Origin of the sequence: Mycolicibacterium parafortuitum, from assembly GCF_010725485.1 — a bacterium.
Taxonomy (GTDB): domain Bacteria; phylum Actinomycetota; class Actinomycetes; order Mycobacteriales; family Mycobacteriaceae; genus Mycobacterium.
This window is the reverse complement of the sequence record NZ_AP022598.1, coordinates 5,681,423-5,705,220: the sequence shown is the minus strand read 5'-3', so window position 1 is coordinate 5,705,220 and position 23,798 is coordinate 5,681,423. Positions and strand designations below refer to the sequence as shown.

The 23,798-nt window shown below is 68.4% G+C and carries 21 protein-coding genes; 8 read left to right on the top strand and 13 right to left on the bottom strand.

Annotated features, from left to right (window positions below; all coding sequences use genetic code 11):
* Positions 1-263 precede the first annotated feature (263 nt).
* Genes chvE through NTM_RS26890 form a run of 7 tightly spaced genes read left to right on the top strand, consistent with a single transcriptional unit; the run spans position 264 to position 7,481 of the window.
* Positions 264-1,364: a multiple monosaccharide ABC transporter substrate-binding protein gene (gene chvE, locus NTM_RS26920; protein ID WP_163769135.1), complete on the top strand. Its 1,101-nt coding sequence runs from the start codon at positions 264-266 to the stop codon at positions 1,362-1,364.
* Positions 1,364-2,905 carry a multiple monosaccharide ABC transporter ATP-binding protein gene (gene mmsA, locus NTM_RS26915; protein WP_104863633.1) on the top strand — a complete coding sequence of 514 codons (1,542 nt, stop codon included), beginning with the start codon at positions 1,364-1,366 and terminating at the stop codon, positions 2,903-2,905. Before chvE ends, mmsA begins: the two co-directional genes overlap by 1 nt.
* Complete coding sequence (gene mmsB, locus NTM_RS26910) at positions 2,902-4,134, top strand: multiple monosaccharide ABC transporter permease (protein WP_163769134.1); 1,233 nt, start codon at positions 2,902-2,904, stop codon at positions 4,132-4,134. The genes mmsA and mmsB overlap by 4 nt, the downstream gene beginning before the upstream one ends.
* On the top strand, positions 4,134-4,364 hold the full coding sequence (locus tag NTM_RS26905) for a hypothetical protein (RefSeq protein WP_104863635.1): 231 nt from the start codon (positions 4,134-4,136) through the stop codon (positions 4,362-4,364). The genes mmsB and NTM_RS26905 overlap by 1 nt, the downstream gene beginning before the upstream one ends.
* A 47-nt stretch (positions 4,365-4,411) precedes the next feature.
* Positions 4,412-5,452, top strand: coding sequence for a galactose-1-phosphate uridylyltransferase (galT, locus tag NTM_RS26900; RefSeq protein ID WP_104863886.1), 1,041 nt, complete (start codon positions 4,412-4,414; stop codon positions 5,450-5,452).
* 2 nt (positions 5,453-5,454) lie between these two features.
* Positions 5,455-6,555, top strand: a complete 1,101-nt coding sequence (locus NTM_RS26895) for a galactokinase (protein WP_232079851.1) — start codon at positions 5,455-5,457, stop codon at positions 6,553-6,555.
* Positions 6,552-7,481 carry an aldose 1-epimerase family protein gene (locus tag NTM_RS26890; RefSeq protein ID WP_163769133.1) on the top strand — a complete coding sequence of 310 codons (930 nt, stop codon included), beginning with the start codon at positions 6,552-6,554 and terminating at the stop codon, positions 7,479-7,481. The genes NTM_RS26895 and NTM_RS26890 overlap by 4 nt, the downstream gene beginning before the upstream one ends.
* A gap of 13 nt (positions 7,482-7,494) precedes the next feature.
* On the opposite strand, the gene NTM_RS26885 is transcribed toward NTM_RS26890, so the two are convergent.
* Together NTM_RS26885 and NTM_RS26880 are read right to left on the bottom strand one after the other, a co-directional pair.
* Positions 7,495-8,637 carry an Rv3169 family protein gene (locus tag NTM_RS26885; RefSeq protein ID WP_163769132.1) on the bottom strand — a complete coding sequence of 381 codons (1,143 nt, stop codon included), beginning with the start codon at positions 8,635-8,637 and terminating at the stop codon, positions 7,495-7,497.
* Complete coding sequence (locus NTM_RS26880; protein ID WP_163769131.1) at positions 8,637-9,773, bottom strand: phosphotransferase family protein; 1,137 nt, start codon at positions 9,771-9,773, stop codon at positions 8,637-8,639. The genes NTM_RS26885 and NTM_RS26880 overlap by 1 nt, the downstream gene beginning before the upstream one ends.
* A gap of 66 nt (positions 9,774-9,839) precedes the next feature.
* Here NTM_RS26880 and NTM_RS26875 point away from each other — a divergent pair, with 66 nt between their 5' ends.
* Positions 9,840-10,442 carry a TetR/AcrR family transcriptional regulator gene (locus NTM_RS26875; RefSeq protein ID WP_104863639.1) on the top strand — a complete coding sequence of 201 codons (603 nt, stop codon included), beginning with the start codon at positions 9,840-9,842 and terminating at the stop codon, positions 10,440-10,442.
* 144 nt (positions 10,443-10,586) lie between these two features.
* Here the strand turns inward: NTM_RS26875 and NTM_RS26870 are convergent, their stop codons facing one another.
* Genes NTM_RS26870 through nuoE form a run of 11 tightly spaced genes read right to left on the bottom strand, consistent with a single transcriptional unit; the run spans position 10,587 to position 23,772 of the window.
* Complete coding sequence (locus NTM_RS26870; protein WP_163769130.1) at positions 10,587-11,363, bottom strand: enoyl-CoA hydratase; 777 nt, start codon at positions 11,361-11,363, stop codon at positions 10,587-10,589.
* Positions 11,364-11,376: 13 nt separating this feature from the next.
* Positions 11,377-12,954, bottom strand: a complete 1,578-nt coding sequence (nuoN, locus tag NTM_RS26865) for an NADH-quinone oxidoreductase subunit NuoN (RefSeq protein ID WP_163769129.1) — start codon at positions 12,952-12,954, stop codon at positions 11,377-11,379.
* Positions 12,951-14,531, bottom strand: coding sequence for an NADH-quinone oxidoreductase subunit M (locus NTM_RS26860; protein ID WP_104863642.1), 1,581 nt, complete (start codon positions 14,529-14,531; stop codon positions 12,951-12,953). Before NTM_RS26860 ends, nuoN begins: the two co-directional genes overlap by 4 nt.
* Positions 14,525-16,435, bottom strand: coding sequence for an NADH-quinone oxidoreductase subunit L (gene nuoL / locus NTM_RS26855; protein ID WP_163769128.1), 1,911 nt, complete (start codon positions 16,433-16,435; stop codon positions 14,525-14,527). Before nuoL ends, NTM_RS26860 begins: the two co-directional genes overlap by 7 nt.
* Before the next feature lie 7 nt (positions 16,436-16,442).
* Positions 16,443-16,742 (bottom strand): NADH-quinone oxidoreductase subunit NuoK, encoded by a 300-nt coding sequence (gene nuoK / locus NTM_RS26850; RefSeq protein WP_104863644.1) that lies wholly within the window; start codon positions 16,740-16,742, stop codon positions 16,443-16,445.
* Positions 16,729-17,451 (bottom strand): NADH-quinone oxidoreductase subunit J, encoded by a 723-nt coding sequence (locus NTM_RS26845; protein ID WP_163769127.1) that lies wholly within the window; start codon positions 17,449-17,451, stop codon positions 16,729-16,731. The genes nuoK and NTM_RS26845 overlap by 14 nt, the downstream gene beginning before the upstream one ends.
* Positions 17,448-17,963 carry an NADH-quinone oxidoreductase subunit NuoI gene (nuoI, locus tag NTM_RS26840; protein ID WP_163769126.1) on the bottom strand — a complete coding sequence of 172 codons (516 nt, stop codon included), beginning with the start codon at positions 17,961-17,963 and terminating at the stop codon, positions 17,448-17,450. Before nuoI ends, NTM_RS26845 begins: the two co-directional genes overlap by 4 nt.
* Positions 17,956-19,191 (bottom strand): NADH-quinone oxidoreductase subunit NuoH, encoded by a 1,236-nt coding sequence (nuoH, locus tag NTM_RS26835; protein WP_163769125.1) that lies wholly within the window; start codon positions 19,189-19,191, stop codon positions 17,956-17,958. Before nuoH ends, nuoI begins: the two co-directional genes overlap by 8 nt.
* Positions 19,188-21,581 carry an NADH-quinone oxidoreductase subunit G gene (locus tag NTM_RS26830; protein WP_163769124.1) on the bottom strand — a complete coding sequence of 798 codons (2,394 nt, stop codon included), beginning with the start codon at positions 21,579-21,581 and terminating at the stop codon, positions 19,188-19,190. The genes nuoH and NTM_RS26830 overlap by 4 nt, the downstream gene beginning before the upstream one ends.
* Positions 21,578-22,894, bottom strand: coding sequence for an NADH-quinone oxidoreductase subunit NuoF (nuoF, locus tag NTM_RS26825; RefSeq protein ID WP_163769123.1), 1,317 nt, complete (start codon positions 22,892-22,894; stop codon positions 21,578-21,580). The genes NTM_RS26830 and nuoF overlap by 4 nt, the downstream gene beginning before the upstream one ends.
* A complete protein-coding gene (gene nuoE / locus NTM_RS26820; RefSeq protein ID WP_163769122.1) occupies positions 22,891-23,772 on the bottom strand; it encodes an NADH-quinone oxidoreductase subunit NuoE in 882 nt (293 codons plus the stop codon). The genes nuoF and nuoE overlap by 4 nt, the downstream gene beginning before the upstream one ends.
* Positions 23,773-23,798: the final 26 nt, after the last annotated feature.

Below are 23,798 nucleotides of genomic sequence, written 5' to 3'. Positions count from 1 at the left end.
GCTGTTTGTCCAGCTCAGGGTGGATTCGAGAGGGAAGAGCGGTCCGCGTCGAACGTGACCGGCGTTACATTCTGACGGGATGTTAACGCTCACATCGAGCGGCCGTCAATACTTTCGGACGGTCAATGTGAGCGTTCACATTCTCAGGTTCGAAGCCTTGACAAAGCGTGAGCCCCGTCACAAGATCAGCGTGTGAACGCTCACATCGTGGGCGCCGGACTGCCCGGCCCCGGTGTTGAGCACGGCCAATCGAAGGACTTCCCATGCGTAAAAATGTTGTTCGCATGGTGGGCGCGCTCGCCGCGGTCACCATGTTCGCGAGTGTCGGTTGCGGTCGGTCCACGACGAGCGACGACAGCGCCGGCGGCGGCGAGGGGGCCGGCACCGTCGGCATCGCGATGCCGACGAAATCCTCGGAACGGTGGGTTGCCGACGGGAACAACATGGCCGAGCAGTTCCAGTCGCTCGGCTACGACACCGATCTGCAGTACGGCGACGACGTCGTGCAGAACCAGGTGTCGCAGATCGAGAACATGATCACCAAGGGGGTCAAGGTTCTGGTCATCGCACCGATCGACGGTTCGTCGCTGACCGACATCCTGCAGCGCGCCGCCGACGCCGACATCCCCGTCGTCAGCTACGACCGGCTGATCCGCGGATCCGAAAACGTGGACTACTACGCGACATTCGACAATTTCAAGGTCGGTGTGCAGCAGGCCACGTACATCGTCGACAAACTCGGCGTGGAGCAGAACGCCGGCCCGTACAACATCGAACTGTTCGCCGGCTCGCCCGACGACAACAACGCCACCTTCTTCTTCGACGGCGCGATGAGCGTGCTGCAGCCCTACATCGACAGCGGCAAGCTGATCGTCCGTAGCGGGCAGACCTCGTTCGACCAGGTGGCCACCCTGCGCTGGGACGGCGGGCTCGCTCAGTCCCGGATGGACAACCTGCTCAGCCGGGCCTACACCAGCGGGCGCGTCGACGCGGTGCTCTCGCCGTATGACGGAATGTCGCTGGGCATCATCTCCGCGCTCAAGAGCGCCGGCTACGGCACACCGGTCAACCCGCTGCCGATCGTCACCGGTCAGGACGCCGAGCTCGCGTCGGTCAAGTCGATCATCGCCGGCGAGCAGACCCAGACCGTGTTCAAGGACACCCGCGAACTGGCGAAATCCGCGGTGCAGATGGCGGATTCGCTGCTGACCGGCGGCGAGCCCGAGGTCAACGACACCAGCACCTACGACAACGGTGTCAAGGTCGTGCCCGCGTACCTGCTCGAGCCGGTCAGTGTCGACAAGAGCAACTACCAGCAGGCGCTCATCGACTCCGGCTACTACACCTCCGCGCAGCTGGCCTGATGACGGGCCGCCCCGCGCCGTTGCTCGAGATGCGCGACATCACCAAGCGATTCGGGCCCGTCACGGCGCTCCACCAGGTCAACCTGACGGTGTACCCCGGCGAGATCCATGCGATCTGCGGGGAGAACGGCGCGGGCAAGTCGACCCTGATGAAGGTCCTCAGCGGCATCTATCCGCACGGGACGTATTCCGGTGAGATCACCTTCGACGGGCGCCCCGGCGATTTCAAGGACATCAGGTCCAGCGAACGCCGCGGCATCGCGATCATCCACCAGGAGCTCGCGCTGGTGCCCGTGTTGTCCATCGCCGAGAACATCTTCCTGGGCAACGAGCATGCGTCCGCCGGGGTGATCAGCTGGCACGAGACCACCCGGCACGCCCAGCGGCTCCTCGATCGCGTCGGACTGCGGGAGAGCCCCGGCACCCGGATCTCCGACATCGGGGTCGGGAAACAGCAGCTTGTCGAGATCGCGAAAGCGCTGTCGAAGAAGGTGAAGCTGCTGATCCTCGACGAGCCGACCGCCGCGCTCAACGACGAGGACAGCCGCCACCTGCTCGACCTCATCGGTGAGCTCAGGGCGCAGGGGCTGACGTGCATCATCATCTCGCACAAGCTCAACGAGGTGATGCGGGTGGCCGACAACATCACCATCCTGCGCGACGGGCAGACCATCGAGACGCTCGCGGTCGACGACACCGTCACCGAGGAACACATCATCCGCGGCATGGTCGGCCGCGACATGGTCGACCGATTCCCCGCCAGGCAACCGCATCCCATCGGCGACGTGACCTTCGAGATCGAGGGCTGGACCGTCTACCACCCGCTGGATCAGCACCGCAAGGTCGTCGACGATGTGTCGCTGCACGTGCGCCGCGGCGAAGTCGTGGGCCTGGCCGGGCTCATGGGCGCCGGACGCACCGAACTGGCGATGAGCGTGTTCGGCCGCAGCTACGGCAAGAAGGCGGGCGGGCGGGTCATCAAGGACGGCAAGGAGATCCAGACGCGAACCGTGGCCGAGGCGATCGCCCACAAGATCGCGTACGCCACCGAGGACCGCAAGCACTACGGGCTGAACCTGATGGACGACATCGCCAGGAGCGTGACGCTGGCATCGCTGCCGAAGGTCAGCAAGATGTCGGTGATCAACGAACACCTGGAATCGGTGGTCGGCGAACGCTTCCGCAAGGACATGCACATCAAGGCCCAGTCGGTGAAGGCCACCACCGGCAACCTGTCCGGCGGCAACCAGCAGAAGGTGGTGCTGAGCAAGTGGATCTTCGCCGATCCCGACGTGCTGATCCTCGACGAACCCACCAGAGGCATCGACGTCGGTGCCAAGTACGAGATCTACACGATCATCAACTCGCTTGCCGCCCAGGGCAAAGCGGTGATCGTGATCTCCTCCGAGCTTCCCGAGCTGATCGGGTTGTGCGACCGCATCTACACGCTGAACGAGGGGCGGCTGACCGGTGAGGTCGCGCGTGAGAACGCCGCGCAGGAGACGTTGATGCGCTACATGATGAAGGGACGAACCGAATGACTGCCTCTCCCACGGTGGACACGACGCCGGACGCGTCGCCGCCCTCGCCACCGGACACCCCGACAGGCCGGCTGAAGGCACTGGTGCGGGGCAACTTCCGGCAGTACGGCATGGTGGTCGCCCTGGTGCTGATCGTCGTGCTGTTCCAGTTGCTCACCGACGGGATCCTGCTCAAACCCCTCAACGTCACCAACATCGTCCAGCAGAACGGCTACATCCTGATCCTGGCCATCGGCATGGTCATCGTGATCATCTCCGGCCACATCGACCTGTCGGTCGGATCCATCGCCGGGTTCATCGGGGCGATGTCCGCGGTGCTGATGATCTCCCACTCGATGCCGTGGCCGATCGCGGTGACGGTGTGTCTCGTGCTGGGCGCGGCGATCGGTGCGTGGCAGGGCTTCTGGATCGCCTACGTCGGGATCCCGTCGTTCATCGTGACGCTGGCCGGCATGCTGGTGTTCCGCGGCGCCACCCAGTACCTGCTGGAGGGCCAGTCCATCGCACCGTTCCCGCGCACCTTCAGTCAGGTCAGCAGCGGGTTCCTGCCCGAGATCGGCGAAGGCGCGATCTACCACTGGCCCACCATCATCCTCGGTGCGCTGGTCATGGTCGCCGCCGTCTGGCAGCAACTGCGGCAGCGACGAGCCCAGGCGCAGTACGGGTTCGACGTGCTTCCGACCGGCTGGTTCGTCGCCAAGTGCGCCGCGATCGTCGCGGCCCTGGCGGCGTTCACCCTGCTGCTGGCCAGCTACCGCGGCGTCCCCGTCGTCGGCATCATCCTGGCGCTGGCGTTCGTGGTGTACGCGTTCGTGATGCGCTCCACCGTGATCGGCAGGCAGGTCTACGCGGTCGGCGGCAACGGGGCGGCGGCCCGGCTTTCCGGGGTGAAGACCAAGCGGGTCACGTTCCTGGTGTTCGTCAACATGGGGCTGTTGTCCGCGCTGGCCGGCCTGCTGTTCGCCGCGCGGCTCAACTCCGCGACGCCGCAGGCCGGTATCGGCATGGAGCTCGAAGCGATCGCCGCGGCATTCATCGGCGGCGCGTCGGCCAACGGCGGTGTCGGCACCGTGTTCGGTGCGATCATCGGGGGATTCGTGCTCGGCGTGCTCAACAACGGCATGTCGTTGATCGGCATCGGCAGCGACGTCCAGCAGCTGATCAAGGGGCTGGTACTGCTGGCGGCCGTGGGCTTCGACGTCTACAACAAGAAGAAGGGCGGCTCCTGATGCCCGAGGGCGAGATGGCGGACCGGTTCGCGCACGACATCGTCGCGTTCATGCGCAGTTGGGCCCCGTACGGCGGGCCACCGGACGACGAGGTGCTCCCGGAGTTCGGGATGACCCGGGACCAGTTGATCCAGCGCTACCGCCAGATCATCGATGCCGAGATCGCCCAGCGTGAATACGAGCGGCGCCATCCGTGGCTGGCGTTGCGCCGCAGCGCATCCGCCCAGTGATACCGACGACGACCCCCACCCGCTGGCAGCTCGCCGACGGACGCGAGATGTTGTTCTTCGACCTCCCGGGGCGCCACAGCGAACCTGTCACCGACCGGCGGGCGTTGACACCGGACGCCCAGCCGCCGTCGCAGCTGCGTTTCGACCACACCACCGGGGAGTGGGTCATCATCGCCCCCGCCCGCCAGGAGCGCACCTACAAACCGCCGGCCGACCGGTGCCCGCTGTGCCCCGGACCGAGCGGGCAGACCAGCGAGATCCCGGCGTCCGCCTACGACGTCGTGGTCTTCGAGAACCGGTTCGCCAGCCTGTCCGGTGCCGGAACGCCCGCGCCGGCCGACGAGGTCGCCACGGAATTCGTGTCGGCGCCGGGCCGGGGCCGCTGTGAGGTCGTCTGCTTCACCAGCGACCACAGCGGATCCTTCGCGGCGCTCCCGCCGGCCCACGCCCGCCTGGTCGTCGACGTCTGGCGGCATCGCACACGGGATCTGCTCGCCCAGGACGCCATCGAGCAGGTGTTCTGTTTCGAGAACCGCGGCGAGGAGATCGGGGTGACCCTGACCCATCCGCACGGCCAGATCTACGGCTATCCGTTCACGACACCGCGCACCACGACGATGCTGCGGCAGGCCGACACGTATCGCGCGAAGACCGGCACCAACATGTTCGGCGACATCCTGGGTCACGAGATCCGCGACGGAAGCCGTATCGTCGCCCGCACCGGCGCTTTCACCGCGTTGGTGCCGTTCGCGGCGCGCTGGCCGGTGGAAGTGCACATCTATCCGAACCGGTTCGTGCACAGCCTCGCCGACCTCGACGACGCCGAGCTGGACGACTTCGCCGACCTGTACCGGGACGTCCTGGGACGGCTCGACCGCATGTACGACGCGCCGCTGCCGTACATGGCGGCGTTGCATCAGTACGCCGACACCGACGCGCAGCGGGAAGGATATTTCCACGCGCAGGTGATCTCGACCCGGCGCAGCGCGGCGAAGACGAAGTACCTGGCGAGTTCGGAATCGGTGATGGGCGCGTTCATCAACGACGTCAGCCCGGAGGCCCTCGCCGCGACACTCAGGCGGCTGTGACGGTGACCGTGACCGCGAACATCGTCCGCTACTCGGCGCCGGGGCGGATCAACCTGATCGGCGAACACACCGACTACAACGCCGGATTCGCGCTGCCGATCGCCCTGCCCGAGCGCACCATCGTGGTGTTCCATCCGGCCGGCGGCGACACGCTGGTGGTGCGCAGCGACCGCGCCGAGAACTCCGTGTCCTTCCCCGTCACGACGCAACCCGGGGACCTCACCGGGTGGGCCGCCTACGTCGCCGGGGTGGTGTGGGCGCTGCGCACCGCCGGCCATCCGGTGCCCGGCGGAACGCTGCTGATCTCCGGCGGCGTCGAGATGGGCTCGGGGCTGGCGTCCTCGGCCGCGCTGGAGTGCGCGGTCCTCGGAGCGATCCTCGGCGCGGGCGGCCCGCCACTGGACCGGATGGAACAGGCGCACCTGGCCCGGCGCGCGGAGAACGAATACGTCGGTGCCCCAACCGGTCTGCTCGATCAACTGGCGATCCTGTTCGCCGAACCGGGATGCGCGCAGCTGATCGATTTCCGGCATCTGAGCACCGCGCCGGTGGTGTTCGACCCGGACGCGCACGGTGCGGCGCTGCTGCTGATCAACTCACACGCCCCGCACCGCCACGCCGGCGGCGAGTACGCGGCGCGGCGCGCGTCGTGCGAACGGGCTGCCGCCGCGCTCGGGGTGTCCTCCCTGCGCGACGTGCAGGGCCCCGAGGTCGCCGTGCTCGACGCCGTGCCGGATGCCACGGACCGGCGGCGCGCCCGGCACATCCTCACCGAGAACCGACGGGTGCTCGACACCGTGCGCGCGCTCGAACGGTCCCGGCTGGACGACGTCGGCGCGCTGTTGAGCGAATCGCATGCGTCGATGCGCGACGATTTCGAGATCACCACAGAACATCTCGACCTGATCGCCGACACCGCGGTGCGGGCCGGTGCGCTGGGTGCGCGCATGACCGGCGGCGGATTCGGTGGCTGTGTGATCGCCCTCGTCGACGCCGTCGACGTCGACACGGTCACCGACGCCGTCCGCACCGCGACGCGGCGCGCCGGTCATCCCGAGCCGTCGATCTCGCGCACCTACCCGGGCCGGGGTGCCGGCGGATGACGACGAAACTGAGCGGCGACGTCGACCACGACCTGGTCCTGCAGACCGCAGACCGGTCGGTGCGCGCGGTGATCGGGCGCGTCGGGGCCGCACTGCGCGGCCTCTCGGTGGGCGGTGTCTCCGTCACGCCCGCACCGCTCGCCGGTGCGGCACCGTACTTCTGCGGAAAGGTGTTGGTGCCGTGGCCCAACCGGGTCGCCGACGGGCGGTGGTCCCTCGACGGGCGTACGCAGCGGCTACCGATCACCGACCCCGTCCACCACACCGCGCTGCACGGCCTGCTGTGCACCACCGCCTACGGGACCGCGCAGCGGTCCTCGTCGTCGATAACCCTTGCCGCGCCGGTAACTCCGTGCGACGGCTACCCGTTCTCGCTCGACACCTCGGTCACCTACCGGCTGACCCGCGACGGCCTGCACACCACGCACGCGGTCCGCAACACGGGGGAGCGGCACGCGCCGGTGGGGATCGGCGCACACCCGTTCCTGACCGTCGGCGACGTCCCGGCCGAGCGCCTGATCCTCACGGTCGAGGGCGAACAGCACGTCGACGTCGACGACCGGCTGATCCCGGTCGGCACGAGCGCGGTGGACGGCACCCGGTGGGACCTGCGCGCCGGCCGGCCCGTCGCCGACCTCGACCTCGATGACTGCTGGGTGGTTCGGCCGGGCCCCGACGGCAGCACGCATACGCTGCGCGCCGGCGACGGACGGTCCGTATCGCTGTGGGCCGATCCGCGATTCGCGTACGCGCACGTGTTCGTCACCCGGGCATTCCCGACCGCCGACGGTGACGTGACCGCCGTCGCGCTCGAACCCATGACCGCCGAGGCGAACGCGCTCAACAGCGGGCACGGGCTACGGTGGCTGGCCCCCGGCGAGGTCTTCTCGGCGTCGTGGGCGATCCGTTACCGCGACGGATCGTGAGGCGCGCCGGAGCTCACGGCGCGACGGTCAACCAGTCGGCGAAACCGGACGGGTCGTGACGGCCCAGCGCCCCGTGCTCGAACAGGCCCCATCCCTCGCGCTCGGTGCCGTCCGCATCGCGGCACACGGCACGGCCGACGTGGTCGATGACGCCGAAGCCGGCGCGGCCGGTGATCGCGGGATCGGTCATGTCGTAGGTGAGGCGTTCGGTGAAGTTCTCGCCCTTCCACACCCCGTGCAGCCAGTCCGTGTCACCGCCGTATCCGCCGCCGACGTGAATCGGGACGGGCAGCTTGGATTCCACGTCGAACCTGACCGGGCTACCGTCCAGCGCCGTCGCCTCGATCGTCGCGCCGGTCGGGATGCGCGTGCCCGAGCGGTAGTGGATCTTGACCCGCGGCCAACCCAACTGCTCGACGCGGCCGTCCTTCCAGATCCGGGTGCAGTCGTTGAGGGAGCGGAATCCCTGCGGGTCCTCCTGGATGATGATCACGATGCCGAAATCGTCGAAGGCCATCGGCACGTAGAGCCACCACATGCCCTCGAACGGCGGATCGTCGGGCCGCCCGGCCGGTTCGGCCTCACCGATCGGCCGGATACCCCACGACCGGTCGCGGGTGCCGATCCAGCGGTCGGGGTCGACGGCGATGTCGGTGCCGTCGATGGACAACTGGCCGCTCCACGAGCCGACCTGTGCGAAGCGCTGTGCGTCCAGGGTCACCCGGGTGCCGCGCCGCATGATGTGCGGCTGCTCCTGGACGGCATCGAAGAGCCCCTCCCAGGTGAGATCTGCTGCGATGCCCTCGGTTTCGTCGAGCACGATGCGCAGCTTGCGCAGCGGCTCGATGACCTCCACGCGGTAGTTGCCGATGTGCTGGTTGAGCCGGTCCTGGTCGATCGCGTCGGACAGGTGCACCGCGGTCTGCGTGTCACCGCTTCCGCCGAATCTACCGCTGCCGCGGCGGGAGACCAGGAAGAAGGCGTCCTTCACACCGAGGTTCGGGTAGTAGCCGAGGCCGGTGATGACAAAGATGTCGCCCGTGCGGTCGTGGGCGTTGAAGTACGACCTGTCGTAGAAGTTGCGATCCGAGGAACCGGGCCACGCGATCGGCTGCGGGATTTGGTGTACCGGGTATTCGTCCATCGGTCCGAGCATCAGTCGGCCTCTCCGATCAGTCGTTTGAGCAGTGACGCGTGGTAGAACAGCGTTTCGATGTCGGCGGGCTTCTCGATCTCGCCGAAGTGCACGCGGCGCGCCCCGGTGCGCATGAACACGCAGCACCACACCACCGCCGAATACACATAGAACCACTTCAGATCGCCGATTTCGACGCCGGTCAGCTCCCGGTAGGTGGCGCGGACGTCGTCCTCCCGCAGGAAGTCCGGCATACCGGGCAGGCCGGCCAGCTTCGTCAGTTCCTGGAAAACCATGTGGGCGAAGATGATCCACGACACGTCGAACTCACGCGGGCCGACCGTCGCCATCTCCCAGTCCAGCACGGCGACCGGGGTGAAGTCTTGGTAGATGACGTTGCCGATGCGCGAATCACCCCACACCAGCACGGGTTCGGTGGCCGCGACGTCGTCGGGGAAGTGGTCCTCGAGCCAGGCCAGGGCACGTTCGACGAGCGGCGAGGCACCGATGCCGGGGACGCAGAACGCGTACCAGCCCTTGAGCCAGCCGAAGTGGCGGTGCAGCGCGGTCTCGCCGGGCGGGTCGATGTCCTGCAGGAAGCCGAAGGTGCGCGCCGCATCCGGGATCGAGTGCAGCGCGGCCAGCACCTCGAGGGTGCGGTCCTGCAGCAGGCGCTGCTGATCGGCGGTCGCGTCGAAGAGCCAGTTGTCGCCGAAGGTGTAGGGCATCACGTCGGGCGGGACCAAGCCGTCCACGCGGTCCATCAGGAAGAAGGGCCGGCCCAGCACGTCGCCGGAGGTTTCCAGCCAGCGCACCGGTGGTACCGCGATATCGGTCTGCTCGGCGACCTTGCGCATCACCTCGTGCTGGTGGTCGAGACGGTAGTGTTCGAATACGGGGATGTCCGCCACGGTGGGCGCCACCCGGGCGACCCATCGGTGCTCGACGGCTTCGCCGCCCTGCGCCCAGCGCCCGTTCAACAGGATCGTTTCGGAGGACATTCCGTTGGCGTCGATACCACTTTCGACAGTGATGTCCGGGGTGACGTCCGGGATCAGCGTCGACAGCCACCGCGACAGCGTCGCGGGCACGTCGGTCAGGTCCCGGCTGGAGCGCTGCAGTCGCTCCACGTTGTCGACAGCTGGTTCGCTGGTCACCGCACTGGTCCTTCCGGTCGAGATTCGGACCCCACAGCCCGCTAATACGATACCGTGAGTAGCGATATGAAAACAGACCCGTCCACGGGTGTAAAGGCCACGGGCGCCGGGCGCCCGCGGGACCCGCGCATCGACGCTGCCATATTGGCGGCGACGGCGGATCTACTTGTCGAAATCGGCTATTCGAATGTGACGATGGCGGCCGTCGCCGAGCGCGCCGGGACGACCAAGACGGCGTTGTACCGGCGATGGTCGAGCAAGGCCGAACTGGTCCACGAGGCCGCGTTCCCGGCGACGCCGACGGTGATGCAGTTGCCGCCGGGGGACATCGCCGCCGATCTGCGGGCGATGATCGAGGTGACCCGCGAGGTGTTCCTGAGTCCAGTCGTGCGCGCCGCGTTGCCCGGCCTGATCTCCGACATGTCGGCCAATGCCGAACTCACCGGCCGGATCGGGGCCAGGTTCACCGATCTGTTCGCCGCCGTGCGGGCCCGGCTGCACGACGCGGTCGAACGCGGCGAGGTCCGGGAGGGCGTCGATCCCGACCGGCTGGTCAGCCTGGTCGGCGGCGCGACGCTGCTGGCCCTGCTGCAGACCCCCGGCGCGCTGGAGAACCCGTCGTGGGTGGACACGACGACCGACATCCTGCTGCACGGCGTCGCGACGTGACACCTGCACCGCGAGCGCGCGTGTCTGCCCGGCGACACACCGCCTGCCGTGGGCGTCTACGCGCGTTCGGCGATGACGAGCGCGCGGTGGCTGCCGTGCTGTGCGGCGTGTCGGCGTGCAGAACCGCGCGCTCGGCAGGCCGACTCAGCCCCGGGCGATCTGATCCTTGTTGCGCTGCGACACCTCACTGAACCGGTCGCCGAGGGCGTCGAGGTCACGGTGCGCGGCGAACGCGATCGTCTCCTCGGCGGCCAGCGCCGGGTCGACGACCGCCGCCGCGCCGGTCGTGTAGATCTCCTTCAGGCCGCGCATCGTCGCGCGCGGCACCTCGGCGATCTGGCGAGCCAGCTCGATCGCCCGCTCCACCAACCGCTCGTGGGCCACCACCTCGGTCACCAGCCCGATGCGTTCGGCGCGGGCGGCGTCGACCACTTCACCGGTCATCGACAGCCGCCGAGCCATCGCGGCGCCGACGAGCTGTGGCAGCCGCGCTGTCATCCCGCCACCCGGCAGGATGCCCACCCGCGCATGCGTGTCGGCGAACACCGCACGCTCCGATGCGATCATGAAGTCGCAGCCGAGCGCCATCTCCAGCCCGCCGGTGAAGGTGGCGCCGTTGATCGCGCCGACCACCGGGGTGCGCATGTTCGCCACCGCGGTGATGCAGCTCTGCGAGCGGAACTCCTCGAAGTACGACAGCCCGTCGCGGGCAGCCTCTTTCAGGTCGACGCCGGCACAGAACGCCGGATCGGCGCCGGTGAGCACGACGGCGCGCACCGACTCGTCGGAGTCGGCGGCGGTCAGTGCCGCGTACGTGGCCCTGATCAGGTCGCGGCCGAGCGCATTGCGGGCCGACGGCCGGTTCAGCGTGATCACCCGGACGTCGTCGTGATCGGCGGTCAACACCGGCTCTGCGGACATGGCTATCTTGCTATCAGAAGAACCGGTCGGCCGAGTCGGCCAGGTCCAGCAACGGCTGCGGCAGCGCACCGAGCGCGAACGTGACCGCCGCGGTGACGGTGACCACGGCCGTCGTCAGCGCGCTGGGCACCACGACCGTCGGCGCGTCGTCGGGCCGGTCGGTGAAGAACATCAACACGATCACCCGCACGTAGAAGTACGCCGCGATCGCGCTGGCGATGACACCGACCACGACCAGCGGGATCGCCCCGCCCTCGCCGGCGGCCTTGAACACCGCGAACTTGCTGACGAAACCGCTCGTCAGCGGAATTCCGGCGAATGCGAGCAGGAACAGCGAGAACACGATGCCGGTCAACGGATACCGCCTGCCCAACCCGGCCCAGCGCGCCAGCGTGCTGTCCTCGTGCCCGTCGGCGTCGCGCACCATCCCGACCACCGCGAACGCGCCGACGGTGGAGAAGCCATAGGCGAACAGATAGAACAGCGTCGACGACACGCCCGCGTCGTTGCCGGCGATCACGCCGGTCAGGATGAACCCGCTGTGGGCCACCGCCGAGTATCCGAGCATGCGTTTGACGTCGTTCTGGGTCACCGCCGTCACGGTGCCGACGATCATCGTCAGGATCGCGATCGCCCACAGCACCGGCCGCCAGTCGTCGCGCAGTTCCGGCAGCGCGACGTAGAACAGGCGCAGCATCGCGCCGAACGCGGCGATCTTGGTGGCGGCCGCCATGAACGCGGTGATCGGCGTAGGAGCGCCCTGATAGACGTCCGGGATCCACGAATGGAACGGCACCGCACCGACTTTGAACAGCACACCGACGAGCAGAAGCGCGATCCCGATCAGCGCCAGCGATGAGCGCCCCTCGCCCGCCGCGATCGCGTCGGCGATGCCCTGCAGCTTCAGCGTCCCCGCGTACCCGTACATCATGGCCGCGCCGTACAGGAAGAACGCCGACGAGAACGCACCCAGCAGAAAGTATTTCAGCGACGACTCCTGCGACAGCAACCGGCGCCGCCGGGCCAGCCCGCACAACAGGTACAGCGGCAGCGACAGCACCTCCAGCGCGATGAACATCGTCAGCAGATCGTCGGCGGCCGGGAACAGCAACATCCCGGCGACGGCGAACATGGTCAGCGGGAACACCTCGGTCTGGACGACACCCATTCTGGTGGCGACCTTCTCGGCGACGCTGCCGGCCACCGCGGACGCTTGCGGGGTGAATGCGTCCAGCCCCCGGATGCCGTCGGCCTCGACGTCGGCGGTGGGCTGGCGCTCGCCGATCAACAGCACGCCAAGCACGCCGACCACCAGGATGGTGCCCTGGAGGAGCAGTGCGGGGCCGTCGACGGCGACCGCCCCCATCACCGCCGACACCCCCGCCCCGCCGCGCAGATCGCGGCCCACCAGCACGACGGCGACCAGTGCGGCGACCAACGCGACCAGGCTCAGCCAGACCTGTGCGCCGTAGCGGCGATTGCGTGGCAGGAACGCCTCGACGAGTACCCCGAGGACCGCGGCGCCCAGCACGATGAGCATCGGGGACAGGAAGAAGTACTCGACCGACGGCGTCGGTAACGAAAGGTTCATCGGGCCGGGCCTTCCGCCATCCGGGGTGCGGGGTCGCTCTGGTCGACGGTGGTCAATGTGTGGGTGACCGCCGGGTTGATGATGTCGAGAGCCGGTTTCGGATAGATGCCGAGCACCAGCAGCAGTGCGATCAGCGGGACGACGACCGCGAGTTCTCGGGGCAGCAGATCACGGATCTTGTGCTCGCCGTGCTCCAGCGCCGCCGGGACGGGTCCGGTCATCATCCGCTGGTACATCCACAGGATGTAGATCGCCGACAGCACCAGGGCGCTTGCCGCGAGCACCGCCAGCACCGGGTAGCGGGTGAATGTGCCGATCAGGACCAGGAATTCACTGATGAACGGTGCCAGCCCGGGCAGCGAAAGCGTGGCCAGGCCGGCGACCAGGAAGGTTCCGGCCAGTATCGGCGCGACCTTCTGCACACCGCCGTAGGCGCTGATGAGCCGGGATCCGCGCTGAGACACCAGGAAGCCGGCGATCAGGAACAGCGCCGCGGTCGAGATGCCGTGGTTGACCATGTAAAGCGTGGATCCGGACTGGCCCTGGGTGGTCATCACGAAGATGCCCAGGATGATGAACCCGAAATGCGAGATCGAGGTGTAGGCGATCAACCGCATCACATCGGTCTGGCCGATCGCGACGACGGCGCCGTACACGATGCCGATCACGGCCAGCGTGATGATCGCCGGGCTGAACCAGACCGCCGAATCCGGGAACAGCGGAAGGCAGTAGCGGATCATGCCGAACGTGCCCACCTTGTCCATGATCGCCATCATCAGCACCGCACTGGCCGGGGTGGCCTCGACCGCCGCGTCGGGCAGCCAGCGATGGAACGGCCACAATGGCGCCTTCACCGCGAACGCGAACATGAAGCCCCCGAACAGCAGGTGCATCACCGCGGGATTGACGACGAACTCGCCGGAGGTGACCGCGGCGACGATGGCGCGGAAGTCGAACGTGCCCGCGGTGAACGCGTCGCTGGTGGCGGTCGCGACGTAGAGCCCGACCACCGCGGCCAGCATGATCAGACCGCCGAAAAGGTTGTACAGCAGGAACTTCACCGCGGCTCTGCTGCGGTGCTCACCGCCGAAGCCGCCGATCAGGAAGTACATCGGGATCAGCATCGCCTCGAAGAACACGTAGAACAGCAGGATGTCGAGCGACACCAGCGAGATCAGCACCATGCCCTCGACGGCCAGCGTCAGCGCGAAATAGATGTGGGTGGACCGGCCACCCCAGCTGACCCGGTCACGGGCGTCGTTCCACCCGGCGACGATCAGCAGCGGCAGCAGCACCGCGGTCAGCACCACCAACGCCAGCGCGATCCCGTCGACACCCAGGATGTATCCGGTGCCGAAAGACGGTATCCACCGGTAGTTCTCGACGAACTGGAACTGTTCGCCGCCCGGATCGAAGTTCACCGCGATGACAGCGGCCACCACCAGCACGGCCAGGGACACCGCCAGCGCCACCCATTTCGCGAGGTGGCGCGCCGCGGCGGGCAGCACCAGCACCAGGACCGCGCCGAGCATCGGGATCGCCCACAGTACGGTCAGCACCGGTATCGAGGTCACCACAGGTTCACCGCCAGGATCATCGCGACGACGGCCGCCGCGCCCGCCAGCATGGACAGTGCGTACGAGCGGGCGAACCCGGTCTGCATCCGCCGCAACCCTTCCGAAAGACGCGACACCGCGGCCGCGAGCCCACCGGCCGCTCCGTCGACCGCGTCGTCGTCGATCTCGACCAGACCTCGGGTGAATGCCAGACCCGGCCGCATCAGCACCCTTTCGTTGAACGCGTCACCGTAGAGGTCCCGCCGCGCGGCGACGGTCAGCGCCGATCCGTCCGGCACGTCCTCGGGCACCGCGCGACTGCCGTACATGCGGTACGCGACGGCGATACCGACCGCGACGACGGACAACACGATGACGGTCACCACCCACACCGGCAGCACGTGGTGGATCTCGTGGGCGCCGACCACCGGTTCGAGCCAGTGCTCCAGCGTGCCGCCGATGGCCAGCGCGCCGCCTGCGGTGACCGAGCCGATCGCGAGCAGGATCATCGGCCACGTCATCACCGCGGGCGCCTCATGGGGATGCGCGCCTGAATTTTCCCCCGTCGCTTCGCTCGCCCCGGAAGCCCAGCGCTTCTCGCCGAAGAACGTCATCAGCATCACCCGCGTCATGTAGAACGCGGTGATCCCGGCGCCGAGAATCGTTGCGCCGCCGAGCACCACACCTTTGAGCCCGCCGGCGCCCAGCGCGGCCTCGATGATGCCGTCCTTGGAGAAGAACCCGGCCAGCGGCGGAATGCCGATGATCGCCAGGTAACCGAGGCCGAACGTGACGAACGTGACGGGCAGCGCGCGACGCAGGCCGCCGTAGCGGCGCATGTTCACCTCGTCGTCCATCGCGTGCATCACAGACCCGGCCCCGAGGAACAGCCCCGCCTTGAAGAAGCCGTGGGTGAGCAGGTGCATGATCGCGAACGCGTATCCGGCCGGTCCGAGACCGGCGGCGAGCACCATGTAGCCGATCTGGCTCATCGTCGATGCGGCCAATGCCTTCTTGATGTCGTCTTTCGCGCATCCGATCACGGCGCCGAACAGCAGCGTGACGGCGCCGACCACCACGACGGCGGTCTGCGCGTGCGGGGCCAGATCGAACACCGGGCCCGACCGCACGATCAGGTAGACCCCGGCGGTGACCATCGTCGCGGCGTGGATGAGTGCCGACACCGGGGTCGGGCCCTCCATCGCGTCACCGAGCCAGGACTGCAGTGGCACCTGCGCGGACTTCCCGCACGCGGCCAGCAGCAGTGCGAGCCCGATGGCGGTCAGCGTGCCCTCGCCGAGCTGTGGTGCGGCGCTGAACATGTCGCCGAATCCGACCGCCCCGACTGCGGCGAACATCACCATCAGCGCGACCGCCAACCCGATGTCGCCGACCCGGTTGACCACGAACGCCTTCTTGGCCGCCGTCGCCGCCGACGGCTTGTACGACCAGAAACCGATCAGCAGATACGACGCCAGACCCACGCCCTCCCAACCCATGTAAAGGCCGAGGTAGTTGTCGGCGAGCACCAGCAGCAGCATCGCCGCCAGGAACAGGTTGAGGTAACCGAAGAACCGCCGCCGATCGGGATCGTGCGCCATGTACCCGATCGAGTAGATGTGGATCAGCGATCCGACACCGGTGATCAGCAACACGAAACACATGGACAGCTGGTCGAGTTGCAGGCCGAAGTCGACGCGCAGTTCGCCGACCGGAACCCAGCTGAACAGCGTCTCGCCGATGGCCCGGTGCTCGGCGTCGCGGCCGGTCATGTCCACGAACAGCACCGCCGCGCAGGCGAAGGAGGCCAGCGCCGCCAACGTCCCGACCAGGTGACCCCACCGGTCGGTGCGCCGGCCCGCCAGCAGCAGGACCGCCGCGCCCGCCAGTGGGAGCGCGATCAAGAGCCACACCGGTAGTGTCATGAAACCCCTAGTGTTTCAGCAGGCTTGCCGCGTCGACGCTCGCCGAGCGCCGGGTCCGGAACACCGTCATGATGATGGCCAGGCCGATCACCACTTCGCAGGCGGCGACGACCATCGTGAAGAACGCGACCATCTGGCCGTCCAGGTTGCCCTGGATGCGGGAGAACGCGACGAACGCCAGGTTCGCCGCGTTGAGCATCAGCTCGACACACATGAACATCACGATCGCGTTGCGCCGCAGCAGAACTCCGGCGGCTCCGATGGTGAACAGCAGCGCCGACAGGTAGAGGTAGTTATCGGGGTTCATGCTCACCCCCGTCAGCACCTTCCGGCATGGTGCGGACCTGCAGGATCGCGCTGACCGACAGCTCCGAGGCCGACCCGTCGGGCAGCCGGGCCGGCACGTCGACGGCGTTGTGCCGGGCATACACGCCGGGGTTGGGCAGAGTCGTCGCGTGCATCCCGGGGGCGAACCGTTCCACGGCGAGTTCGCGCTGGGTCTTGCGGCGCTGGAAACGCTCTCGGTGCGCGAGCACCATCGCCCCGAGCGCCGCGGTGATCAGCAGCGCGCCGGTCAGCTCGAACGCCCACAGATACCGGGTGAAGATCAGCGCGGCCAGTCCCTCGACGTTGCCGCCGGCGTTGGCCTGCTCGATCCCGGTGAAACCGTGCACCGACACCGTGCCGATTCCGGCGATCAGCAGGACGCCGAACCCGATACCGACGGCGATCGCCGCGACCCGTTGCCCGCGAAGGGTTTCCACCAGGGACTCCGACGAGTCGACGCCGATCAGCATCAGCACGAACAGGAACAGCATCATCACCGCGCCGGTGTAGACCACGATCTGCACCACCCCCAGGAACGGGGCACCCTGGGCGATGTAGAGCACGGCCAGCGAGATCATCGTGGTCGCCAACGCCATCGCCGAGTAGACGGCCTTCGGTGCGGCGACCACCCCGAGCGCGCCGGCGACCGCGATCACCGCCATGACCCAGAACAGGATGGTCTCCGTCATTTGATGCCGCCCAGCACATTCCCGAGGTAGTAGTCTTCGTCGGTGCTGCCGGGCGCCATCGCGTGCGGGGGTGGTTGCATCCCGGGCTGCAGCGGGGCCAGCAGTTTGTCCTTGTCGTAGATCAGATCGGCGCGGTTGTCGTCGGCCATCTCGTAGTCGTTGGTCATGGTCAGTGCCCGCGTCGGGCACGCCTCGATGCACAGACCGCAGCCGATGCAGCGCAGATAGTTGATCTGATACACCCGTCCGTACCGCTCACCCGGCGAGTAGCGCTCGGCTTCGGTGTTGTCGGCGCCCTCGACGTAGATCGCGTCGGCCGGGCACGCCCAGGCGCACAGTTCGCACCCGATGCACTTCTCCAGCCCGTCGGCGTACCGGTTGAGCTGGTGGCGGCCGTGATAGCGCTTGGCGACCGGGCCGGGCTTCTCCGGATACTGCTCGGTCACCGGCTTTTTGAACATCGACCCGAACGTGACGCCGAATCCCGCGATGGCGTCCAGGAACCTAGACATCGGCATGCTCCTTCACCGGTAGTGGCGGCACCGGGAACGCTCCGTCGCCCGCGGGCGGTGTGGGTGGTGGCGGCGTTGTCCGGCGAGTGTTCCTGCTGCGCAACCGTCGCCACATCAGCAGTGCGGCCAGCACGACCGCCGCGATCAACAACCCGAGCGTCGCGGTCGCCCACGCCTGCAGGCCCCGCTCCTGCAGCGAGTGCGTCACCGCGACGATCGCGATCCAGCCCAGCGACACCGGGATCAGGATCTTCCAGCCCAGCGCCATGAACTGGTCGTAGCGCATCCGCGGCAGGGTGGCGCGCAGCCACATGAAGACGAACAGGAACATCCACACCTTGGCGGTGAACCACAGAAGCGGCCACCACCCGCTGTTGGCGCCCTCCCACAGCGAGATCGGCCACGGGGCGTGCCAGCCGCCGAGGAACAGCGTCGTCGCCAGCGCCGATACGGTCGTCATGTTCACGTACTCGGCGAGCATGAACATCGCGAACTTCAGCGACGAGTACTCGGTGTGGAAACCACCGACCAGTTCGCCTTCGGCCTCGGGCAGATCGAAAGGCGCCCGGTTGGTTTCGCCGACCATCGAGGTCACGTACACCAGGAACGACGGCAGCAGCAGGAAGATGTACCAGACGTCGTTCTGCGCGGCGACGATGGCGGAGGTGGACATCGTGCCCGCGTAGATGAACACCGCCACGAACGACAAGGCCATCGCGATCTCGTACGAGATCACCTGCGCCGACGATCGCAGACCACCGAGCAGCGGGTACACCGACCCCGACGCCCAACCGGCCAGCACGATGCCGTACACTCCGATCGAGGTGACCGCCAGGATGTAGAGCACCGCGACCGGAAGGTCGGTCAACTGCAGCGCGGTGCGGTGCCCGAACACCGAGACCTCGCCGCCGAGTGGAATCACCGCGAACGCCATGAACGCCGGGATCACCGAGATCACCGGTGCGGCCAGGTAGATCCACTTGTCCACCCCGGCCGGCACCAGTCCCTCCTTGAGTGCGAGCTTGATGCCGTCGGCCAGCGACTGCAGCAGGCCGCGCGGCCCGACGCGGTTGGGACCGAACCGCAACTGCATGCGGCCCAGGATCTTTCGTTCGAGCAGGATCGCGGTGAGCACCGTCAGCACGAGGAACCCGAAGACCCCGACGGCCTTCGCGATGATCAGCCACAGCGGATCGTGACCGAACAGGGTCGGGTCGGGATAGGTCATGCCGGCACCCCCTGCTCGGGTTCGATCGACACCAGGGCCCCGGCGGTCACACCGAGGCTCTGATGGACGTGGCACCCGGGGGAGTTCAGCGGCAACCACGCCACCCGGTCGGCCATCGCGGTGACGGTCAGCGGCAGCGTCAGCGCGCCCCGCGCACTGCGCACGGTGACCGGGTCCCCGTCGCGGGCGCCGATCTCGGCCGCGGTGGCCGCGGAGAGCCGCAGGGTCGGCGTCTTGGCCGTCCCGGCGAGATACGGTTCGCCGTCCTGGAGGCGGCCCGCGTCCAGGAGCATGCGCCAGCCGGCCAGCACCGCCTGTCCCGCTTCCAGGGCGGGCGGGTCGGCGTCGATCCCCGGAGCCGCGGTGCGGCCGCCGGACCACAATCCGAGCCGGCCGCGCTCGTCGGCGGCCGCCGGGACCGACGGCAACCCCAGATCGACGCCGATCTCGTCGGCCAGCATCGTCAACACGCGCAGATCGGTGACGGCGTTGGTGCGCAGCGACGGCTCGAAGGGCCGGCCGCGGCCCTCCCAGTTCAGGTATGAGCCACCCTTTTCCACCACCGGCGCGACCGGGAACACCACATCGGCCCGCTCGGTCACGGCGCTGTGCCGGATCTCCAGGCTGACGACGAACGGTGCCGCCTCGATCGCGGCCACGGCTGCGTCGGGGTCCGGCAGGTCGGCGGGGTCGACGCCGCCGATCAGCAGCGCGCCGAGGGCGCCGCTACGCGCCGCGTCGAGGATGCCGTCGGTGTCGCGCCCCGCGATATCGGGCAGTTCGTCGACGTGCCAGTCGCGCGCGGTCTGGGTCCGGGCCGCGTCGTCGCCGACCGGCCGCCCGCCCGGCAACAGATTCGGCAGGGCACCGGCCTCCACCGCGCCGCGGTCCCCGGCCCGGCGCGGGATCCACGCCAGCCGCGCACCCGTAACCTCGGCGAGCCGGCCCGCGGCCGACAACGCCCCCGGCGACGTCGCGAGCCGCTCGCCGACGAGGATCAACGCCCCCGGCATGGTCAACAGGTCGTCGCCGGCGAGGTCGTCCAGCGCGGCTGCCTCGCCACCCGGCGCGGTGTTGATCAGCCGGCCGGACAGTTTGTCGAGCCCGCGGGACGCCAGCGGCGCGACCGCGCGCACCTGCAGGCCCCGCTTGCGGACCGCCTTGCGCAGGCGAAGGAAGACGATCGGTGATTCCTCTTCGGGTTCCAGCCCCGCCAGCAACACGGCGGGCGCGTTCTCCAGATCGGAGTACGTCACGTGCATCGGCCGCCCCGCGACGTGCGCGGCGAGGAAGTCGGCCTCTTCGCGGCTGTGCGGCCGGGACCGGAAGTCGACGTCGTTGGTGGACAGCACGATCCGGGCGAACTTCGCGTATGCGTAGGCCTCCTCGACGGTCGACCGGCCCCCGACCAGCACACCGGCCCGTCCGACCGCGCCTGCCAGGCCGGCTGCCGCGACGGTGAGTGCCTCCGACCACGACGCCGGCCGCAACGCGTCGCCGTCACGGACCAGCGGGGTGGTGATCCGGTCGCCGACCGTCGCATAGGTGAACGCCCAGCGCCCCTTGTCGCAGTTCCACTCCTCGTTGACCTCGGGGTCGTCACCGGCCAGGCGGCGCATCACCTTTCCGCGCCGGTGGTCGGTGCGCTGGGCGCATCCCGACGCGCAGTGCTCACACACGCTGGGACTGGACACCAGGTCGAAGGGCCGGGCCCGGAACCGGTAGGCCGTCCCGGTCAACGCCCCGACCGGGCAGATCTGCACGGTGTTGCCCGAGAAGTACGACTGGAACGGCTCTCCCGGGGCGATGCCGACCTGCTGGCGCGCACCGCGTTCCAGCAGGTCGATGAACCGGTCACCGGCGATCTGGTCGGAGAACCGGGTGCAGCGCGCGCACAGCACACACCGCTCGCGGTCCAGCAGCACCTGAGACGAGATGTGGATCGGCTTCGGGAACGTGCGCTTGACGTCCTCGAACCGGGTTTCGGTGCGGCCGTGGGACATCGCCTGGTTCTGCAGCGGGCATTCGCCGCCCTTGTCGCAGATCGGGCAGTCCAGCGGGTGGTTGATCAGCAGCAGTTCCATCACCCCGTGCTGGGCCTTGTCGGCCGACGCGGACGTGTGCTGGGTCCGCACCACCATGTCGGCGGCCACCGTGGTGGTGCACGACGCCAGCGGTTTGCGCTGACCCTCGACCTCGACCAGGCACTGCCTGCAGGCGCCGACCGGGTCGAGCAGCGGGTGATCGCAGAAGCGGGGGATCTGCACACCCATCAATTCGGCCGCCCGGATCACCAGAGTGCCCTTCGGCACTGTGATCTGGTGGTCGTCGATGGTCAGCGTCACCATCTCGACCGGCGGCGCGTCCTGTCCGCGTTCGGCAAGCGTCATGCCCCCACTCCTTCCGGTGCGGCCAGCATCGAGGCGTACGGGTCGAACGGGCACGGACCGGCCAGGTGGGCCTCGTACTCGTCGCGGAAGTACTTGAGCGAGGACACGATCGGGCTGGCCGCGCCGTCGCCGAGCGCACAGAACGACTTTCCGAAGATGTTGTCGGAGATGTCGAGCAGCTTGTCGAGGTCAGCTTCGGTACCCGCGCCGGTCTCCAGCCGCGCATAGATCTGCGCCAGCCAGTACGTGCCCTCCCGGCACGGCGTGCACTTACCGCAGGATTCGTGGGCGTAGAACTGCGTCCAACGCCGCACCGCGCGCACCACGCACGTGGTCTCGTCGAAGATCTGCAGCGCCTTGGTGCCCAGCATCGACCCGACCCCGGCCATGCCCTCGTAATCCAGTGGCACGTCGAGATGTTCGGCGGTCAGCAGTGGGGTCGACGAGCCGCCGGGGGTCCAGAACTTCAGTTCGTGCCCGGCGCGCACCCCGCCGGCGTAGTCGAGGAGTTCGCGCAGCGTGATGCCCAGCGGCGCCTCGTACTGCCCGGGGGTGGTGACGTGACCCGACAGCGAGTACAGCGTGAAGCCCGGCGATTTCTCCGAACCCATCGAGCGGAACCAGTCCACACCGTGGAGCAGGACCGGCGGCACGCTGGCGATCGACTCGACGTTGTTGACCACCGTCGGGCAGGCATACAGGCCGGCGACCGCGGGAAACGGCGGCCGCAGCCGGGGCTGGCCCCGCCTGCCCTCCAGCGAATCCAGCAGCGCGGTCTCCTCGCCGCAGATGTAGGCGCCCGCACCGGCGTGCACGATGAGCTCCAGATCGAATCCGGTGCCGTGGATGTCCGTGCCGAGATGCCCGGCCGCATAGGCCTCGGCAACCGCGGCCTGCAGCCTCCTCAGCACCGGCACCACCTCGCCGCGGACGTAGATGAACGCGTGGTGGGCCCGGATCGCGTACGCCGCGATGATCGCGCCTTCGACCAGGAAGTGCGGCGTGGTCAGCATCAGCGGAATGTCTTTGCACGTCCCGGGTTCGGACTCGTCGGCGTTGATGACCAGGTAGTGCGGTTTGGCCGCCGCGCCCTCGTCGCCCTGCGGGATGAACGACCACTTGGTGCCCGTCGGGAAGCCGGCGCCGCCGCGACCGCGCAGCCCGGAGTCCTTGACGGTGGCGATCACGTCGTCCGGGCTCATCGCCAAAGCCCGCTCCAGCGCCTGGTAACCGCCGTGCCGGACGTAGGTGTCCAGCGTCCATGGCTGCGGGTTGTCCCAGAACCGGCTGAGCACGGGGGCCAGTGCGGTCATGACTCGTCCGCCGTGTCCGGGTCGGTCGCTCTCGGATCGGTCTCGGTTGTCGACGACCGCGTCGGCACATGTGCTTCCGGAGCCGGGGCCGGTTCGTCTTTGACCGATTCCGCGGCGACGGCCTGCTCCGGTGTCTCACCTGACGTGGAGTCGGTCGGCGCGCCGGGTCGCGGGGCGGCCATGTCGTGTTCGTGGGCGAACCGCAGCCCGGCGAGGGTGGCAGGACCCACCGGGCCCGCGCCGGGGGAGTCCGGGTCCGGCAGTCCGGCAAGCGTTCTCGCGGTCTGCCTGAACGTGCACAGAGCGCCGCTGCGCGACGGGGTCGGCGGCGCGCCGGAGCGCAGCGCGTCGACGAGGTCACGCGCCGACGTCGGCGTCTGGTTGTCGAAGAAGTCCCAGTTGACCATCACCACCGGGGCGTAATCGCAGGCGGCATTGCATTCGACGTGTTCCAGGGTGATCGCGCCGTCGGCGGTCGTCTGTCCGGGTGCGATGTCGAGGTGGGCTTGCAGGCTCTCCAGGATCGCGTCGCCGCCCATGATCGCGCACAGCGTGTTGGTGCACACGCCGACCAGATAGTCCCCGGTCGGGCTGCGCCGGTACATCGAGTAGAACGTCGCGACAGCGGTGACCTCGGCATCGGTGAGATCCAATTGCCGTGCACAGAAGCCGATTCCGGCGGGGGTCAGGCAGCCGTCCTCGGCCTGCACGAGGTGCAGCAGCGGAAGCAATGCCGACCTGGACTGCGGGTAGCGGGCGATGATCGTCGCGGCGTCGGCGGCCAACCGCTCGACGACATCGTCGGGATAGGTCGCGGGTCCGTGGATCGGTGGCCCCGGTTCGTCCGGTCGCTGCCCGAGATCCAAGAAAACAGTCATAGTGCTCTGTTCTTCGCGCAAGCGCT

Coding starts and splice junctions, on each gene's coding strand:
- chvE (WP_163769135.1), top strand. CDS start 264: ATGCGTAAAAATGTTGTTCGCATGGTGGGCGCGCTCGCCGCGGTCACC.
- mmsA (WP_104863633.1), top strand. CDS start 1,364: ATGACGGGCCGCCCCGCGCCGTTGCTCGAGATGCGCGACATCACCAAG.
- mmsB (WP_163769134.1), top strand. CDS start 2,902: ATGACTGCCTCTCCCACGGTGGACACGACGCCGGACGCGTCGCCGCCC.
- NTM_RS26905 (WP_104863635.1), top strand. CDS start 4,134: ATGCCCGAGGGCGAGATGGCGGACCGGTTCGCGCACGACATCGTCGCG.
- galT (WP_104863886.1), top strand. CDS start 4,412: ATGTTGTTCTTCGACCTCCCGGGGCGCCACAGCGAACCTGTCACCGAC.
- NTM_RS26890 (WP_163769133.1), top strand. CDS start 6,552: ATGACGACGAAACTGAGCGGCGACGTCGACCACGACCTGGTCCTGCAG.
- NTM_RS26885 (WP_163769132.1), bottom strand. CDS start 8,637: ATGCTCGGACCGATGGACGAATACCCGGTACACCAAATCCCGCAGCCG.
- NTM_RS26875 (WP_104863639.1), top strand. CDS start 9,840: ATGAAAACAGACCCGTCCACGGGTGTAAAGGCCACGGGCGCCGGGCGC.
- NTM_RS26870 (WP_163769130.1), bottom strand. CDS start 11,363: ATGTCCGCAGAGCCGGTGTTGACCGCCGATCACGACGACGTCCGGGTG.
- nuoN (WP_163769129.1), bottom strand. CDS start 12,954: ATGAACCTTTCGTTACCGACGCCGTCGGTCGAGTACTTCTTCCTGTCC.
- nuoL (WP_163769128.1), bottom strand. CDS start 16,435: ATGACACTACCGGTGTGGCTCTTGATCGCGCTCCCACTGGCGGGCGCG.
- nuoK (WP_104863644.1), bottom strand. CDS start 16,742: ATGAACCCCGATAACTACCTCTACCTGTCGGCGCTGCTGTTCACCATC.
- NTM_RS26845 (WP_163769127.1), bottom strand. CDS start 17,451: ATGACGGAGACCATCCTGTTCTGGGTCATGGCGGTGATCGCGGTCGCC.
- nuoI (WP_163769126.1), bottom strand. CDS start 17,963: ATGTCTAGGTTCCTGGACGCCATCGCGGGATTCGGCGTCACGTTCGGG.
- nuoH (WP_163769125.1), bottom strand. CDS start 19,191: ATGACCTATCCCGACCCGACCCTGTTCGGTCACGATCCGCTGTGGCTG.
- NTM_RS26830 (WP_163769124.1), bottom strand. CDS start 21,581: ATGACGCTTGCCGAACGCGGACAGGACGCGCCGCCGGTCGAGATGGTG.
- nuoF (WP_163769123.1), bottom strand. CDS start 22,894: ATGACCGCACTGGCCCCCGTGCTCAGCCGGTTCTGGGACAACCCGCAG.
- nuoE (WP_163769122.1), bottom strand. CDS start 23,772: ATGACTGTTTTCTTGGATCTCGGGCAGCGACCGGACGAACCGGGGCCA.